Consider the following 18007-nt stretch of genomic DNA (forward strand, 5'->3'; position numbering starts at 1 on the left):
CTGGTTCCTTCGGCTCTTTCGGTTCCTCCGGTTTCACTTCTGGTTCCTTCGGCTCTTTCGGTTCTTCCGGCTTCACTTCTGGTTCCTTCGGTTCTTTCGGTTCTTTCGGTTCCTTCGGTTCTTTCGGTTTCCGGCTTCACTTCTGGTTCCTTCGGCTTCACTTCTGGTTTTCGGTTCTTCCGGCTCTTTTCACTTCTGGTTCTTCTGGTTCTTTCGGTTCTTTCGGCTCTTCTTTTCTGGTTCTTTCGGTTCTTTCGGCTCTTCCGGTTTCACTTCTGGTTCTCTTCGGTTCTTCGGTTCTTTCGGCTCTTCCGGCTTCACTTCTGGTTCCTTCGGTTCTTTCGGTTCTTTCGGCTCTTCCGGCTTCACTTCTGGTTCCTTCGGTTCTTTCGGCTCTTCCGGTTTCACTTCTGGTTCTTTCGGTTCTTTCGGTTCTTTCGGTTCTTTCGGCTCTTCCGGTTTCACTTCTGGTTCCTTCGGCTCTTCTGGTATCTTAAGATCTTCTTTTGTTTTCGGTAAAATTGTAACTGTAGGCTCAAGTGGTGGATTTATTTTATCGTCCACTACCGCTCTATTTGTTATCCCTTTACTTGGTGCTGCTTTTACCTTCACTTTAAAAATAATACTACGTTCTTTCGTATCTGTAATTTCTAGATACTTTGCTATTACTTTTCCAAACTCCATTTTTAACTCTATTGGATTTGGTTCAGCCCCTTCAAATCTAATGCTATCTTGCACGTACTCTAAACCGGCTGGAATTTCATCTTCTACCTTTACCTCTGCTAGTTTACCGTTTTCTACCGTATTTTTGAAACTAATTCGGTATTCTACTTCTTCTCCTAGCTTCGGTTCTTTATTATTTACTGTCTTCGTCGCTTTTAACTTACCATCTTTATATTCTGGCTTTATTGTCGCTGTCGGTTCCATAACTGGATGATTTGGATCATCTACATGAATGATCGCTTTATTTGTTATTTCCTCTCCAACTTTTACTGATTCTTTTACCTTTACTTTAAAGATGATACTTCTTTCTTTCGTATCCGTAATTTCTGGATACTTCACTGTTACTTTTCCATTCTCGACTTTAAGTTCTGTTGGTACAGGCTTATCACCTACGGCCTCCAGACTTTCTTTCACATACTCTAAACCAGACGGAATTTCATCTTCAATCTTTACATCAACTAACTTCCCGCCATCTACTGTGCCGTTAAAAGTAATTCGATATTCGATTTCTTCCCCTAGCTTTGGTTCATGGTTACTTACTTCTTTCCTTGCCTCTAGTTTCCCATCTTTATATTGAGGTGTAATTGGTATAAGTGACTCAACTGGTGGATTTGTCGGATTATTATCATCCACAACCGCCTTGTTTATAATTTCTTTTCCTACTTGTACCGTTTCTTGTACTTTCACTTTAAAGATGATACTTCTTTTTTTCGTATCCGTAATTTCTGGATACTTTGCTATTACTTTTCCATTCTCAACTTTAAGTTCTACTGGATTTGGTTCCGGCCCATCAGACTTTATACTATCCTGTACGTATTCTAAACCAGCTGGAATTTCGTCCTCTACTTTTACCTCAGTTAGTTTGCCGTTTTCTACCGTATTTTCAAAACTAATTCGATATTCTACTTCTTCTCCTAACTTCGGTTCATGGTTACTCACAGTCTTTTCAGCTTGTAATACACCCTCTTTATGTTGAGGTTGTATCGCGACATTCGGTTTCTCTGGTGGATTTATAGTATCTTCCACAACCGCCGTATTCACAATCGCTTCGCCAATTTTAGCTTTTTCTTTCACTTTCGCTTTAAAGACGATACTTCTTTCTTTCGTATCCGTAATTTCTGGATATTCTGCGAGTACTGTGCCGTTTTTCACTTTTACATGCAACGGTTTTGGATTATCCCCCTCAGCTCTTTCGCTACCTTCTACAAACTCTAAACTGTTTGGTAATTCATCCTTAATTTTCACCTTCGCTAATTTTCCGTGCTCAACTACGTTACGGAACGTAATTCGATACTCTACTTCTTCTCCTAATTTTGGAGCTGGGTTATTTACTGTTTTCTCAGCTTTTATTTTTCCATTCTTATACTCCGGTGTAATAATCGCTTCTGGTTTTTGCGGAGGATTCTTCGGATTATCATCATCCACAATTGCCGTATTCACGATTTTCTTCCCGACTTTTACTGCTTCTGTTACTTTTACCTTAAAGATAATGCTACGCTCAGCTGTATCAGTAATATTTTCATACTTCGCTGTAATTTTTCCAGCTTCTTCTTTTAACTCTACCGGATTTGGTTCATTACCTTCTGCTTTTAAACTATCCTTCACATACTCTAATCCATTTGGTAGTTGATCCTCAATTTTCACTTCTGCTAGTTTTCCGTTTTCTACCGTATTTTTAAAACTAATTCGGTACTCTACTTCTTCTCCTAGCTTTGGATCTTTTTTACTTACCTTTTTATTAGCTTTAAATTTACCATCTTTATGCTGCGGTGTAATATCTACTTCTGGTCGCTCTGGTGGATTTTTTGTATCATCAACAATTGCTTTATTTACAATTGCCTTGTCCACTTCAACGGAATCTTTCACCTTCACTTTAAAGATAATGCTTCTTTCTTTCATGTCAGTGATATTTTCATACTTCGCACTAACCTTACCAGCTTCTTCTTTCAACTCTACTGGGGACGGCTTATCACCTTCTGCTTTTAGACTATCTTTCACATACTCTAAACCAAACGGAATTTCATCCTCAATTTTAACCTCTGCCAGTTTTCCATCTTTCACCGTATTATTAAATGAAATTCGATATTCGATTTCTTCACCTAGCTTCGGTTTATGATTATTCACCTTTTTATGAGCAGCAATTTTACCATCTTTATATTGTGGTGTAATTTTTGCTGTCGGATCAATTACTGGATGGTTCGGATCATCAACATGGATAATCGCTTTATTTGTAATGTCCTTCCCTATTGTAACCGAATCTTTTACCTTCACTTTAAAGACAATACTTCTTTCTTGCGTATCCATAATCTCTGAATACTTTGCCATTACCTTGCCATTTTCTACTTTCAACTCCACTGGTTTTGGCTCTTCACCTTCAGCTTTTTCGCTTCCTTCTACAAACTCTAATCCAGCTGGAATTTTATCTTCTATTTTTACCTCTGCTAGTTTTCCATCTTTCACCGTGTTATTAAAAATAATTCGATATTCGATTTCCTCACCTAACTTCGGTTCATGGTTACTTACTTCTTTTCTTGCCTCAATTTTACCATCTTTATACTGTGGTGTAATCGGTACATAAGGCTCTTCTGGCAGATTCTTTGTATCATCCACAATTGCCTCATTTACGATTTCTTCCCCCACTTTTGCGCTTTCTTTTACCTTCGCTTTAAAGACAATGCTTCTTTCCTCTGTATCTGTAATAGCTGGATATTTTGCCATTACCTTATTATTTTTCACATGTAGCTCTACTGGTTTCGGTTTAGAACCTTCTGCCGTGATACTGCCTTCCACATACTCTAAACCATTTGGTAATGCATCCTTTATATTTACCTCTGCTAGTTTTCCGTTTTCTACCGTGTTTTTAAAACTAATTCGGTATTCTACTTCTTCTCCTAGTTTCGGTTTATGATTATTCGCCACTTTCTGCGCAGCAATTTTACCATCTTTATATTGCGGAGTAATTTCCACATGAGGCTCTTCGGGCTCATTTTTTGTATCTACTACGATTGCTTTATTAACAATCTCCTTGCCTATTTCTGCCTCTTCTTTTACTCTCACTTTAAAGATAATACTTCTTTCTTTTGTATCCGTAATTTCTAGATACTTTGCCATTACCTTACCGTTTTCAAATTTCAATTCTACCGGACTAGGCTTAGATCCTTCTGCTTGTAAACTGTTCTCTACATACTCTAATCCAGCTGGAATTTCATCTTCTACTTTAACCTCTACTAGTTTTCCGTTTTCTACCGTATTTTTAAAACTAATTCGGTATTCTATTTCTTCTCCTAATTTCGGTTTTTTATTGTTTACAAATTTCTCTGCTTTAAGCTTACCGTCTTTATATTCTGGCGTAATTGTTACTTCTGAAGTTGTTGGATCTTTTGTATCATCAACAACTACTTTATTGACAAGGCCTTCACCAACTTTAAATTCTTCTTTTACTTTCGCTTTAAAGACGATACTTCTTTCTTCTGTATCCGTAATCTCTGGATATTTGGCGATTACTTTTCCATCTTTCACTTTCAGTTCTACTGGATCCGGCTTAGTACCTTCCGCTCGTAAACTATCTTTCACATACTCTAATCCATTTGGTAAATCGTCTTCTATTTTTACCTCTGCTAGCTTTCCGTTTTCTACCGTATTTTTAAAACTAATTCGGTATTCTACTTCTTCTCCTAACTTCGGCGTTTCATTATTTACCGTCTTCTTCGCTTCCACTTTTCCGTCTTTATGCTGCGGAGTAATTTCTGCCGTCGGTGTTTCTGGTTCATTTTTCGTATCATCAACAATTGCTTTGTTGACGATTTTTTTACCGACTTTCACTTCTTCCTTTACTTTCACTTTAAAAGTGATACTTCTTTCTTCTGTGTCCGTAATCTCTGGATACTTCGCCATTACCTTACCATTTTCCATTTTCCATTCTACTGGATCCGGCTTAGTACCTTCTGCTTTCACACTGTTTTCTACATACTCTAAACCTTCTGGTAAAGTATCTTCTATTTTCACCTCTGCTAGTTTTCCGTCTTCTACCGTGTTTTTAAAACTAATTCGGTATTCTACTTCTTCTCCTAACTTCGGCGTTTCATTATTTACCGTCTTCTTCGCTTTCACTTTTCCGTCTTTATGTTGCGGAATAATTTCTGCTGTCGGTGTTTCTGGCGGATGTTTCGTATCGCTCACAATCGCTTCATTAACAATTGAATCGCTCACTTTACCTTTTACTTTCACTTTAAAGGTAATACTTCTCTCTTTTGTATCTGTAATCTCAGGATACTTTGCCATTACCTTACCGTTTTCAAATTTTAATTCCACTGGATCTGGCTTAGAACCTTCTACTTTTAAACTATCTTTCACATACTCTAATCCATTTGGTAAATCATCTTCTATTTTTACCTCTGTTAGCTTTCCATGTTCTACCGTATTTTTAAAGTTGATTCGGTATTCCACTTCTTCTCCTAACTTCGGCGTTTCATTATTTACTGTCTTTTTTGCTTCAAGTTTTCCATCTTTATACTGAGGAGTAATTTCCGCTGTCGGATTAACTGGCTTATTTTGCGAATCATCAATAGTTGCTTTATTAATGATTTTTTTACCGACTTTTACTTCTTCTTTTACTTTCACTTTAAAAACGATACTTCTTTCTTCTGTATCCGTAATTTCTGGATATTTTGCCATTACTTTACCGTTTTCAAATTTCAGCTCTACTGAATCTATTCCGGCACCTTCTGCTTTCAAACTATTTTCTACATACTCTAAACCTTCTGGTAAAGTATCCTCTACTGTCACGTCTGTTAGCTTTCCGTTCTTTACCGTATTTTTCATACTAATTCGGTATTCTACTTCTTCTCCTAACTTCGGTGTTTCATTATTTACGATTTTCCTCGCTTTAATTTTTCCATCTTTGTGTAATGGTGTAATTTTCGCTTCTGGTTCTTTCGGATCTTTCATATCATCAACAATTGCCTTATTGATGATTTCCTTCCCCACTTCCGCTTCTTCCTTCACCTTTACCTTAAAGACAATACTTCTTTCTTTCATATCCGTAATATTGTCGTATTCAGCAATAACTTTTCCATCTTTCACACTTAACTTTAATGGAGCTGGTTTATCACCTTCAGCCTTTTCACTGCCTTTTACATACTCTAAACCGTTAGGAATTGTATCCTCTATTATTACCTTTTCTAGTTTTCCGTTTTCTACCGTGTTCTTAAAGCTAATTCGGTATTCTACTTCTTCTCCTAGTTTTGGTGATGGATTATCTACTGTCTTCTTCGAATCAATTATTCCATCCTTATGTTGCGGAGTAATTCTTTCCTCCGGTTCAATCGGTGGATTTTTCGTATCATCAACAATTGCTTTATTGACAATCTCTTTATCTACTTTTACTTCTTCCTTCACCTTTACTTTAAAGACGATACTTCTTTCTTTCATATCCATAATATCGATATACTTAGCTTTGACTATCCCATTTTCAACAGCTAATTCTACTGGTCCAGGTTCTTCTCCTTCGGCCTTGATGCTATTTTCTACATATTCAAGACCTTTTGGAATTGTATCTTCCACTCGCACCGTTTCTAGTTTTCCGTTCTCAACCGTATTATGAAAACTAATGCGGTACTCGATTTCTTCACCTAACTTCGGCTTCTTATTATTAACTACCTTTGTAGCAGCAATTTCACCTTTTTTACTTTGCGGTGTAATAACAACCTTCGATTCAACAGGCTCATTTTTCGGATCTTTTGCAATTGCTTTATTTACAATTGCCTCCCCTACCTTTGCCGAATCTTTTACTTTCACTTTAAAAACAATACTTCTTTTTTCTGTATCCATAATCTCTGGATACTTTGCCATTACTTTGCCATCTTCCACTTTTAGTTCTACTGGCTCTGGTTTTATACCTTCAGCTTTCAAACTATCTTTCACGTATTCAACACCTTTTGGTAGTGTATCTTCTACTAACACCGTTTCTAGTTTTCCGTTTTCTACCGTATTATAAAATGTAATTCGGTATTCCACTTCTTCTCCTAGTTTTGGTGTTTGATTCGTTACGTTTTTTTCTACATCCACTTTACCGTATTTATAATCCGGCGTAATCTTTTCTTCTGGATGCTCAGACTGTCCATTTGGCTCACTCACAACCGCTTTATTAACAATCGTTTCTCCCGCTTTTGCCTCTTCTTTTACTTTCACTTTAAAGGCGATGCTTCGCTCTTTTGTATCCGTAATCTCTGGATATTTTGCGATTACCTTACCATTTTCTACTTTTAACTCTACTGGATTTGGTTCAGTACCTTCAGCCCTCTCACTACCTTGAACAAATTCTAAGTTAGCTGGAATTTCATCTTCTATTGTAACTGCATCTAGTTTTCCGTTTTCCACCGTATTTTTAAAGCTAATTTGATATTCAAATTCTTCTCCTAGCTTCGGCTTCTTATTTGTTGCTTTTTTCTTTGCATCAATTTTACCGGCCTTATGCTGTGGTGTAATCTTCTCTTCTAGATCCTTTGGTGGATTTGTTTTATCACTAACGGTTGCTTTGTTAACAATTTCTTCACCAATTTTTGCAGTTTCTTTTACTTTTGTTTTAAAGACGATACTTCTTTCTTCCATATCCATAATTTCTGGATACTTTGCAATTACTTTGCCATTTTCAAACTTCAGCTCTACTGGCTCTGGTTTTACACCTTCGGCTTTCAAACTATCTTTCACGTATTCAAGACTACTTGGTAATTCGTCTTCAATCGTCAATACATCTAGACGTCCATCTTTTATCTTATTTTTAAATGTAATACGATACTCTACCTCATCACCTAACTTCGGTGTTTTATTAGAAGCTATTTTTCTCGCCTCTATTTCCCCTGGAACTTCTTTTGGGGTAGTAACCGTAACATTTGCATCGTCCTCAGTTTCATACTTTATCTCGGCACTATCTTGTCCCTTTACAACAACGACATTTTTTACTGTTGTATCTGATTGTACAGAATCTTTCACTTTTACTTTGAATGTAATAACGGTACTTTCACCCGGCTTTAAAACACCACCGTTTTTAGCATCTGCACCCTCACCAACACGGAAATCAATTTGATTATTTACAAACTCTGCTTCATCATCGTTTGCATCATCTGTTTTTTGTCCTTTATTGCTTCCAGTAACATATTGAATAGACCCTGGAACATACTCTAAACGATCATCTAATTTATCAAAACCTTTTACATTTGATACCGGCGCTTGGTTATTTTTCGTATCATTTTTCACTTCAATTTGATACGTAAACTCTTCACCAGCTTTAACGTCCTTAATTTCTTTTCCGGCACTATCTAATGCCTTTTTATCAACTTGTAAGTTTGGAGCATTATGTTCTGTAACGAGTGTAGCGTTATTTAATACGTAAATATCACCGCCACCACCATATGCTCTAAAACGCATTTTTGCTTCTTTTAAATCATTTTTCACTTGAGTGGGTCCTTCAAGGTGATACGTATGAATATCTGTACTGAAAGAATTTGTCCAATCTGGATTATATCCTGGGTATTTTTTCGTAACAAATTCGTTAGTACCATCTACTTGTACTTCTGTCATAGATGAGTCATTAACATCATTATCTTTACCTTTAATATTTTTAAACTTTTGATACCCTAACCCAAAATCATACTCTCCATAATCATAGGCATATCCATCATTATCAGCTGGATCACCTTGCGATGAAAAATAACTAAATTTCGCCTTAAAAGCGCCTTCTTTTGGTGTGTTTATTTTATTAACACTAATATCTGTCCAAGCTGTACTTTTTTGAGAGACTAGCCCTTCCCAAATCTTCATGTCTTTTACTGTTTCTTTATAGTTTTCATAAACTAATATAAGATTCCAGTTACCCCAGTAATAGCCACTACCTTTTTCAAATTTAATTTGTGGCACATTTGCAACTGTCACCGTTTGAGAAATACCTTGCTGTGCAATTACATTTGTTACATCTGCATACGCTACGTACCCTGCACCATTGCCATAGTGATTTGCAATATAAGGTAAAGAATTCGCTTTTCGTATACTATCAGCACTTACTTCAGCGTATTGCTTATTTCCCATCTTCATTTTAACGGGTTGTCTTACATCTTCATCGCTAACTCTATAATCTGTCCTTGCATCACTTGGAGTCCCCATAGCAGCTGTCCAAAACAAATACGCCTTTTTCACTTTACTTCCAGCAGGAATGTTAGGAAATGCACCTGTTGATGAATTAAAAGTACTATCATCGTTATCAACGTCCACAGTCATTTTATTCGCTCTATAACCCATACTTTGTCTGCCATAATGATCAGATGTCAAACCAAGCGTCACATTACCAGTCTGTACTAAATTACCAGGAGCAATTGTAGAATACAACGGGTCTCCAAATCCTTGTTTATCTCCTGTTTGGATTTGAACCTTCGAAGCATTTTCTGATGCAGCTTGTACTTCTGCATCACTCTGCTTTACTGCTAAAGGTGATTGCTTTTCCTCTTTTTCTAGTTGCTTTTCAGCTTCAGGTTGTTTTACCTTCTCTATTTCTGTTTTTTGTGTAGATGTATTTTTATCTTCTACAGATACTTTTAATTTTCCATCCACTTCTTTAGTTTTTGAATCAGTTATTGATCCGACTTCTTTCTTACTACTGTCAACCTCATCATCGGTATTAGCTTCTAACTTCTCTTCAGAAGGAAGCCCTTCAACATCTACAGACATGTTTCCTATTTGCACTTGATCTTTTTGCACACTAATTTTTTGTTTGAACTCTTTATTAAAATGCTGCGTGCGACTAGCTTTTATTAACACAGTCATTTTTTCGTGTGATTTTAAATCTCGAATTTTAAGATTAGAAGAAAGAAGCTTTCCTCCCTTATCTTTTTCCTCTATATAGAAATCACCTATCTTATTTTCAGGTAACTTCTCTCCGTTTACTTTCACAGATTGAGGAAGAAAAATAATTTCATTATCATTATTTTGCTTAATCACCAATTCTTGAATTGGTTTATCTCCCGTATTTTCAATCGTATATTGAAATACGTGCTCCCTCTCAGCTACTTCTCCCCTATACATTTCAGCATTCACTTTCTCTGCCTTAATTTTCACATCATTTCCTTGTAACTCATCCCAGCTTTTTTTATTTATCTCTGTAGCAAAAGCACTGGGCGAAGGCAATATGATGGATAGGAGAAGTGTAATCATTGTTACGACATTAAAACACTTCAATACTTGCTTCATATTTTCTACCTTTCTCCTTTCTATATACTTGCTATCCGTCTACTTAATTTCAGTAACCCTTTCATTTAGTAGCCGAATACATAGCAATATATATCCACTCACAACAATCCGACCTACGAAAATGTATCGTTGAAATCCCAATGTCAACAATATAAATCTCATAGAATATTACTATTTTAATTTATCAAAAATAGCATATATATCGGACACTTATACAAACCCTTACCATATTTTTAATATAGTAAAAACACCGTGCTGTATAGGTTTATATAACAGTTAAAGGATACTTAAAAATTTTAACATACTCCTCATCCTATTTATACATACAATAGAAAATTTACCATTTTTTAGTCATTTTCAGTTTGTTTTTTATGATTAAAATTTTCTAAAAATAACAACCGTTACATGTAAAACTATGTTATATTAAACAAGAACAAACGTTCTTTTTTTTAAAAAAGGAGGAATTTTTTATGCTACACGAACCTATTATCGTAAAAAAAGAAGCTTTCCACGCAATCGGCGTTTCGGTTACGACGACTAATGAAAAAGAGGCATCTACTGAAGGAAACATTCCACAACTTTGGAACCGATACTTTCAAGAACAAATGATGCATCACATCCCAAATCAACAAACGAAAGAAACATTCGCTTTCTACTCAAACTACGAATCAGATGAAACTGGTATATATCAATTTACAATCGGTATGCCTGTTTCTTCATTAGAAGACGTTCCTGAAAATATGACAACTTTAACAATACCTGCTACTACATATGCGGTATTTACAACAAGAAAGGGACCAGTTGCTGAAGTCGTTTGTGAAGCTTGGGAATATATTTGGAAATGGTCGAAAGAAAATAAACGTGCCTTCACAACAGACTTTGAGCTTTACGATGAAAGAGCATTAGACCCAAATCATGCACAATTGGATATTTATATTGCGTTAGCCTAAAAAAAGATGCCCATTCGGCATCTTTTTTTGTCGTTAAATAGCTACTGGGCAAATTCATTATTATTGTCTACAATGAGAAAGTGCAGTATAGAAATATTAGAAACTGTATAAAACGATTGTTAATAAGTTTTTTAGTTTAAATTCGTCACATAGAAAGGAAGCAATATGGAGGAACTACAACAAAATAAAACTGCTTTAGAAGGAAGCGGAAAACCGTTATTAAAAAATACGAATTTCCTTTTTCTTTGGGCAGCTACTCTTTTTTCAAGCTTTGCTTTAGCCTTTTTTACTTTTTCACAAACGTGGTACATAGCAAAAACATTAAACCTTGAAGCTTCACTCGGTGTTGTTTTCGTAGCCCTTAGTGTTCCAAGGCTTATTTTTATGATTGTCGGCGGCGCTGTAGCTGATAAATTCCCGAAAAAAAACATTATGTTTTACTCCAATATCATTCGAGCGATTCTTGTCGCAACCATTCTCACATGGTTCATTGTCGGTGATGTAACACTATATACATTTGCTTTATTCGCTTTATTCTTTGGACTTGCTGATGCTTTCTTCTGGTCAGCAGATGGATCTATCTTACCGGAATTGGTAGAAAAAAGCCGGTTAACACAAGCAAATTCACTTACACAAATGACGAACCAAGCATCGGTCATCTTAGGCCCTGTACTTGGTGGTATTCTCATTAAATTTACGAACTATGAGACAATCTTTTCCATTACGATTTTATTACTAATTTTCGCTGCCATACTCGTTCAAAAAATACAATTTACGATGCCAGAACAAAAAGATACAGATAAAGGTATGTTCACTTCCATTAAAGAAGGAATCTTATATGTAAAGGAATCGCCATTCCTTTCAACTTTCCTTATTTGTAGCGCTTTTTTAAACTTATTTTTAATCGGCCCGATGCAAGTTGGTTTCCCGCTTTTTGTTAAAAACGTTCTGCATGGTGATTCGCTCCAGTTTAGTTACTTAGAAGCATCTGTAGGCGGCGGAATGGCAATCGGTGCTATCATTGTAGGTTTAAAAAATATTAATCGTAGACGCGGTCTATTTTGTATTATCATGATGCTATTGTCTGGTATATTCTTCTTAGCCATCAACTTTAGCACCGTACTTTGGCAAGCACTATTAGCCGGCATGTTTTATGGTATTACAATCGCAATGGCGATTGTACCGCTTATGGCAATGATTCAATCGACAGTAAAAGAAGAAATGATGGGACGCGTAATGAGTTTACTTATGCTATCATCAATGGGCTTTATCCCGCTCTCTTATGCATTCACATCACTTGCACTTGCAATGGGAATTCCAATCGTAACCGTTATGAAAAGTGGTGCAATAGCTGTTATCGTCTTCGTACTATTTGTAGCGATTCGTGTTCCAGTTGTAAGGAAGTTCGATTAGCCACTTAGAGTCATGTATTATACGCATGGCTCTTTTTTGAATGGATCAAATAGTGATATTCCCTTACTTCTCCTTAATGCTGCTCCCCATTCTAATCCAACCTCTAAAAATAAATCTCGCACTGTACTGTATAAAAGTGCCCCAATGTCTTTACGAATTTCCCCATATTTATATGCTCTTACAACACTTTTCACGCGCCAAATTAAATTTCCATACACTTCTTCGTCAGCTAATATTTGCTCTAGTAAAACACCTTGTTCTAATAACCCACTCTTTTTATACGCAAGCTCGACCTTACTCCAAAATATATTAATTTTCTTCGGATTACTCGTCATCGGCACCAGTGCGTATATAAAAGGCTTCGGTATATCATGACGGGAATACGTCTCATCAAGCTCATACGTTCCTTTTCTTTTCTCTTTTATTTGCGAAATGTTTTTAGAAAGAATTGTTTCCCCAGCAATTTTTTGCTCATTTTTACTACAGCCAGTTGCATTATCCTCAGTTTTACAAGCGGACATTTTCATACGGTCATCCATGCGGTCAATCGCAGATGTAAGAAATACATATAAGTTTGCACTATACCCGCCGCGTTTATGCCTTTCTTTTGTTGCAACACGCTTTATAATTCCTAGTTCCTCTAACTTTGCAATTGAACGGCGTACTGTACGAATACTCTTTCCAACATTCGTCGCAATCGTCCCCATTAATGGACAAGCAACCCCTACTGTTTTTTGTTTCTCATTCACCGCATATTTTCCTAAAAAATGAATAATGATAGAATCAGTTTTATTCAATTGAAATCGGTAGCACTTCAAAACTTGTTTTTGATATGTATTAAACTCTTCTTTACTTCGAAATTCACTATATGGTTTCATTAAATTATATAAGCTTCCCATTTATATCACCTCATTTATAAGTAAGAGGCAGGAAGCGAAATTGGCGTGATAGTTAATATTTTTTAATGGAGATGAAAATATGATCGTAATTAGCGCTTGTTTAGGTGGGATTGCTTGCCGTTATGACGGGAATGACAATCTCGTTTCAAAAATAGAGGAGCTTCTGCAAAAAGAAGATACAGTCCTCATTTGCCCTGAAGTATTAGGAGGACTACCAACACCTCGTCCTTCCGCTGAAATTATTGGCGGGAATGGCGACGACGTTTTAGACGGAAAAGCGAAAGTGATAACAAAAAATGGTGAAGATGTCACAGCAGCTTTCGTAAATGGTGCTTATAAAGCATTAGAACAAATTAAAGATTTACACCCAGAATATATTATTTTAAAAGAACGCAGCCCATCTTGTGGTAGTTCTACGATTTACACTGGAGAATTTAACGGTAATAAGCAAACTGGTTTCGGAGTGACAACTGCTTTATTTAAAAGACACGGATTTAAAGTCATTTCAGAAGAAGAATTTGAAAACAAAAAAAGGAATTGACCCTGTTCGTCAATTCCTTTTTATCTGTCTTATTTCACACTTAGTTTTTCTTTCACTTTCGCTGGGAGCTCGTCTTTTTTCACTTCTTCCCAAGCTGTTACACCTTTTTTATCTGAGTGGTATACGCGTAGGAATGCTTCTTTACGAAGATTTTTTTGAGCTATGAATTCTAATTCTTTCTCTTTACCGTCTTTATCGAATCCTTTTAATTTATACTCGAAATATTTATGTGGCTCTCCGTTATCAAACTTCTCATTTTTTTCAATTCCATCAGCTGTAACTTGAACGTAATACTCATCTTTTCCTAAACGATTAATATCACAACCAACTAAAAGGCTTGCGAATACAACTAAAATACTAAACAGTGCAATATATCTTTTCATTTCCTTCACCTCATATGTTTTTTCTTATATTCTTATCTTAAAGCCCGGAGCTTAAAGAAGAAATTCAAAAACATGACATGAACATTACACTTTTGTAAGATAATAATTATTTCTTCACTTTAGAAATTGTCATTCCATTAAGCTTCTGTATAACGTTTTTGTTTCTCACGCTCATCAGCTACACTACCGCCAATAACGTCTTTCACGCCAATTCCGCCACTTATCACGTAATTTCCTTATACCGTATTATTACGCCTTCTATTATGCCTTCAATTATAATCTCTATTACAAGATATCTCACTAAACTAATAATAGGTTTAATTACGTATCTCCCTATGAATTCAAGAATATCCTCCATCATATTTTCCTCCTTCTTTCAAAAGGAGGCTGCTACTCCTCCGCGTCCTTTTACGTCCAGTTACAATTGCTGCCCTACTGCGGTATATATCAACAAAGATAATACGACAACAACATCCACGATAACGCTATTGAATTTGGAAGAAACTTCGGTAAATCTTAATACTATAGTTAACATGGCTAAGAGAATTATTTTTTCACCTATATTCGGAGATGCTCCCAAAAACTTTATAAAATCAAAGACAACTTTACTACAATTCTTCCCGTAACTAATTTATTATCGTGGTAAACTATCTTCCACTACATCCGTAACAGTTCCATTCGGTTCAAAGATTACACGTAATGATCCTTCTCCACCATAACCAGTATAGTCATATACTGAATATGATTTATATTTCTCAATTACATGTGGCTGTCCAATTGCAGCTTTTACCTGATTCGCGGCCATACCTTTTTTGATTTTCAAATAATGATTGTAACTTACTGCTGCCGAATTGTTATTTACATCTTTATACCACGGTACACGATCGTTTTTTTCTTCATATTCCTTTACAGGCTCTTCACTACGTTTCGTAAATACCTGATTCTCTTTATCTGTATCTTTATCTTCATCCTTTATAGCAGTACGTTCAATATTTACAACGTAACCATATGTATTTAATTCAACCATAATTTCATATGTACCATCCGTATCTTTTTCAGTATAAAATACGCGTTTTTCATTGTTATTATAATGTTTTATGTTCTCACCACCATAGTCAATCGTATTAAGAATATCCGTATACGTCATACCTTCCTCAATCTTTTGAGATTCATCATGAGAAATATAACGCTTTTGTGATGATGGTGCATCCTCATTTTTAATACTTTCACGTTTGCTCGTAGTCATAGGTGTTTTCTTCTGATCTTTTAGTACTTCACCTTCCGCCTTCGCTGGTTGCTTTGCTCCTGCTTTTGTTAATACGTCTGTATCGCTAGAACAAGCTCCCAAAATCGATACTGTAGTCAACGCCATCCCTACTATAAGTACTCTCTTAAATGACTTCACTCTAATCCCCCCGGTGTTTTTTTATATCTAGTAATCAACGTATTTTAATTAATACGGAACTATTCAGTTCTATACAATTTGCTATAGCCTTCTCGCTCATGCACCTTTTTTGTATAAAGTGAAACTTTAATCAGTGGGGGGTTTTCTTCTTCCCCACTGATTATTAGTTGAACCAATCGTGCTGCATAAATCTACCTATTAGTAATAACCGATGCATTTACAACTAGTCCGAACATAATCCCCAATCATCTTCGTTACAAATATTAACATTAAATATAACTAATAAATAGTATATTTTTGCTAATCATTTACATTTTTTCTACATAATCTTATCTTAAAATGAACAATATGAATCTCGAATTCACAGCATTAATCATATATACCATATATAATAACATTTAAATTAAAATCTAAAGTAACTTTACATGCATTTTCTGTTTTAACGCAAAAAGAAAAGACCTTTCTAACGATTTTATTCCATCGCTAAAAAGGTCTTTCTCTATTTCAGCTAAAAACTTAGCACTCTTCTGGCTTACCAGCATTCGATGCTGTACGGAAAGATGATCCACATCCGCATGATGCGATTGCGTTTGGATTGTCGATTGTAAATCCGCCGCCAAGCATAGATTGTTTATAGTCAATTTTTACTCCTTTAACTATTGGAGCACTTTCTGTATCGATAACAAATTCAACACCGAAAAACTCAAGCACTGTGTCGTCTTCTTTTGGTTCTACTTCAAATCCTAAGCCGTAAGAAAGACCGCTACATCCGCCGCCGTGTACAGCAAGGCGCACATACTTCTCTCCATCTTCAGCATCTTTTAACATATCTTTAATTTGAAAAGCTGCTTGTTCTGTTACTTCAATCATGAAATACACCTTCCTTTCTGTTCTTAGTCCATTATACATCTTTACGCTTCTATCTTGTACTCATACACTCCGCGACAAATTACTTCCGCAGGTCCTTTCATCAACACGTTCCCTTCTTCAGTCCACGCAATCATTAAATCGCCGCCAGCTAAATGGACTGTAATTTCCTTACCACGTTCCATCTTTCCATTTAAAATAGCAGCTACAACTGCAGCGCACGCTCCTGTTCCGCAAGCTTGCGTTACACCAGATCCACGTTCCCAAACGCGGAAGTTCATCTCGTCATCATTCAAAATTTCGATAAACTCAACATTTACTCGCTCTGGGAACATTTCATGTGTCTCGAGAACTGGTCCAAGTGTTGTAAGAGGTGCTTTTTCTACATCATCAACAAAAATAACCGCATGCGGATTTCCCATTGAAACAGCTGTAAATGCATAACGATGATTATTGTATAAGAAGTTTTCACGGATAAATGGTGTTTCACCTTCACCAAGCATCGGTATTTCTGCACGTGTTAGACGCGGTGCTCCCATATCGATTTTTGCTAATGTCACGACACCAGCTTCTACTGTTACTTCAGCCGTTACAATACCAGCTAACGTTTCAATTGTGAAAACTGTTTCTTCTACTAGTTTATGCTCATACGCATATTTCGCTACGCAGCGTAAACCGTTACCACAGCTCTTTCCTTCAGAACCATCATTATTAAACATACGCATCTTCACCGGAGCTACGTCTGAAGGGCAAATTAAAATCATCCCGTCTGCTCCAATACCAGTATTAATATTTGAAACCTTTTCGGCCACAAGGGCTAAATCTTCTTCAGGAATTTGCTCTTCAAACATATTTACATATATATAACTATTGCCAAGACCATGCATTTTTGTAAAAGAAAATTGGCTCATTTATATTCACTCCAAAAATAATTTGTTATGTTAAGTATAAAATGCATGCTTTTAGAACACAATATGAATGTCCCCCGTTTCTCATATTTGACAACGTTTGGCGATGAGCCACTCTTACACAATTTGTGTAAGAAAAAAGCCCTTCTAAAAAGGGCCTTTTTTTATTTATCCTACTGTTTTCGATTGGGGAAGACTAATACTCAGTATTAGTCTTCCCCACGAAATAAAGTTTTATCTAATGAAAAAGGTGCTGCTAATTCGCAACACCTTAAAACATTGGATTTTCATCCAAATACTCATATACATTATTAACAAGCTCTTCTACTGTTGCACCTTGTACAACTTCACCATTTACAAGTGCAAATGGTCCTTCAAAACAAATGCCACAATATCCTAAACAACCATACTCCATTACATCTAAATTCGGATCTTTTTCTAATTTTTCTAGAGCTGCTTGTGAACCACTTGCAAGGTTACCTACACAAAATTCAATTAATGGTTTAATCAAAATTCTCCCCCCTGTACTACAAAACAAATTACCTTTTCACTTTATCTATAAGAAGAAAACTAAGCTGTTTCTTGTTGTTTTCGTTACACAGTCTAAACTATTTAGTTACTTCATTACTTCACTTCAAAGTAGATGATTTCTTCTATATAACATGCTACTTACAATGAAAG

The 18007-nt window shown here is 36.0% G+C and carries 10 protein-coding genes and 1 pseudogene; 3 read left to right on the forward strand and 8 right to left on the reverse strand.

The window, feature by feature from the left end:
- Positions 1 to 189 precede the first annotated feature (189 nt).
- Positions 190 to 9960: an isopeptide-forming domain-containing fimbrial protein gene (locus tag MKY21_RS24785; RefSeq protein WP_341077578.1), complete on the reverse strand. Its 9771-nt coding sequence runs from the start codon at positions 9958 to 9960 to the stop codon at positions 190 to 192.
- A 470-nt stretch (positions 9961 to 10430) separates the two neighbouring features.
- On the opposite strand from MKY21_RS24785, the gene MKY21_RS24790 reads away from it, so the two are divergent.
- Together MKY21_RS24790 and MKY21_RS24795 are read left to right on the forward strand one after the other, a co-directional pair.
- Positions 10431 to 10910: a GyrI-like domain-containing protein gene (locus MKY21_RS24790; RefSeq protein ID WP_109140396.1), complete on the forward strand. Its 480-nt coding sequence runs from the start codon at positions 10431 to 10433 to the stop codon at positions 10908 to 10910.
- A 165-nt stretch (positions 10911 to 11075) separates the two neighbouring features.
- Positions 11076 to 12323: an MFS transporter gene (locus MKY21_RS24795; protein ID WP_109140397.1), complete on the forward strand. Its 1248-nt coding sequence runs from the start codon at positions 11076 to 11078 to the stop codon at positions 12321 to 12323.
- 17 nt (positions 12324 to 12340) lie between these two features.
- On the opposite strand, the gene MKY21_RS24800 is transcribed toward MKY21_RS24795, so the two are convergent.
- On the reverse strand, positions 12341 to 13222 hold the full coding sequence (locus tag MKY21_RS24800; RefSeq protein WP_044797485.1) for a helix-turn-helix domain-containing protein: 882 nt from the start codon (positions 13220 to 13222) through the stop codon (positions 12341 to 12343).
- A 79-nt stretch (positions 13223 to 13301) separates the two neighbouring features.
- Between MKY21_RS24800 and MKY21_RS24805 the strand changes: the two genes are divergently transcribed.
- Positions 13302 to 13763 carry a DUF523 domain-containing protein gene (locus MKY21_RS24805; RefSeq protein ID WP_000635484.1) on the forward strand — a complete coding sequence of 154 codons (462 nt, stop codon included), beginning with the start codon at positions 13302 to 13304 and terminating at the stop codon, positions 13761 to 13763.
- A gap of 29 nt (positions 13764 to 13792) precedes the next feature.
- On the opposite strand, the gene MKY21_RS24810 is transcribed toward MKY21_RS24805, so the two are convergent.
- The 6 genes and pseudogenes from MKY21_RS24810 to MKY21_RS24835 form a co-directional block, all read right to left on the reverse strand.
- On the reverse strand, positions 13793 to 14146 hold the full coding sequence (locus tag MKY21_RS24810) for a YxeA family protein (protein WP_000833122.1): 354 nt from the start codon (positions 14144 to 14146) through the stop codon (positions 13793 to 13795).
- Between the two features lie 143 nt (positions 14147 to 14289).
- Positions 14290 to 14358: pseudogene (locus MKY21_RS24815) on the reverse strand (methyltransferase); the annotation flags it as partial.
- Positions 14359 to 14780: 422 nt separating this feature from the next.
- The gene (locus MKY21_RS24820) at positions 14781 to 15551 is read right to left on the reverse strand and encodes a hypothetical protein (protein WP_086392825.1); all 771 of its coding nucleotides are present in this window, start codon (positions 15549 to 15551) and stop codon (positions 14781 to 14783) included.
- Between the two features lie 516 nt (positions 15552 to 16067).
- Entirely contained in the window at positions 16068 to 16421 is a 354-nt protein-coding gene (locus tag MKY21_RS24825; RefSeq protein ID WP_000573825.1) for a HesB/IscA family protein, read from the reverse strand.
- A 41-nt stretch (positions 16422 to 16462) separates the two neighbouring features.
- On the reverse strand, positions 16463 to 17329 hold the full coding sequence (gene dapF, locus MKY21_RS24830; RefSeq protein WP_000077391.1) for a diaminopimelate epimerase: 867 nt from the start codon (positions 17327 to 17329) through the stop codon (positions 16463 to 16465).
- A 268-nt stretch (positions 17330 to 17597) separates the two neighbouring features.
- Positions 17598 to 17837 (reverse strand): YuzB family protein, encoded by a 240-nt coding sequence (locus MKY21_RS24835; RefSeq protein WP_000595026.1) that lies wholly within the window; start codon positions 17835 to 17837, stop codon positions 17598 to 17600.
- Positions 17838 to 18007: the final 170 nt, after the last annotated feature.

It is taken from the genome of Bacillus sp. FSL R9-9497, assembly GCF_038005805.1.
GTDB classification, from domain to species: Bacteria; Bacillota; Bacilli; order Bacillales; family Bacillaceae_G; genus Bacillus_A; species Bacillus_A cereus.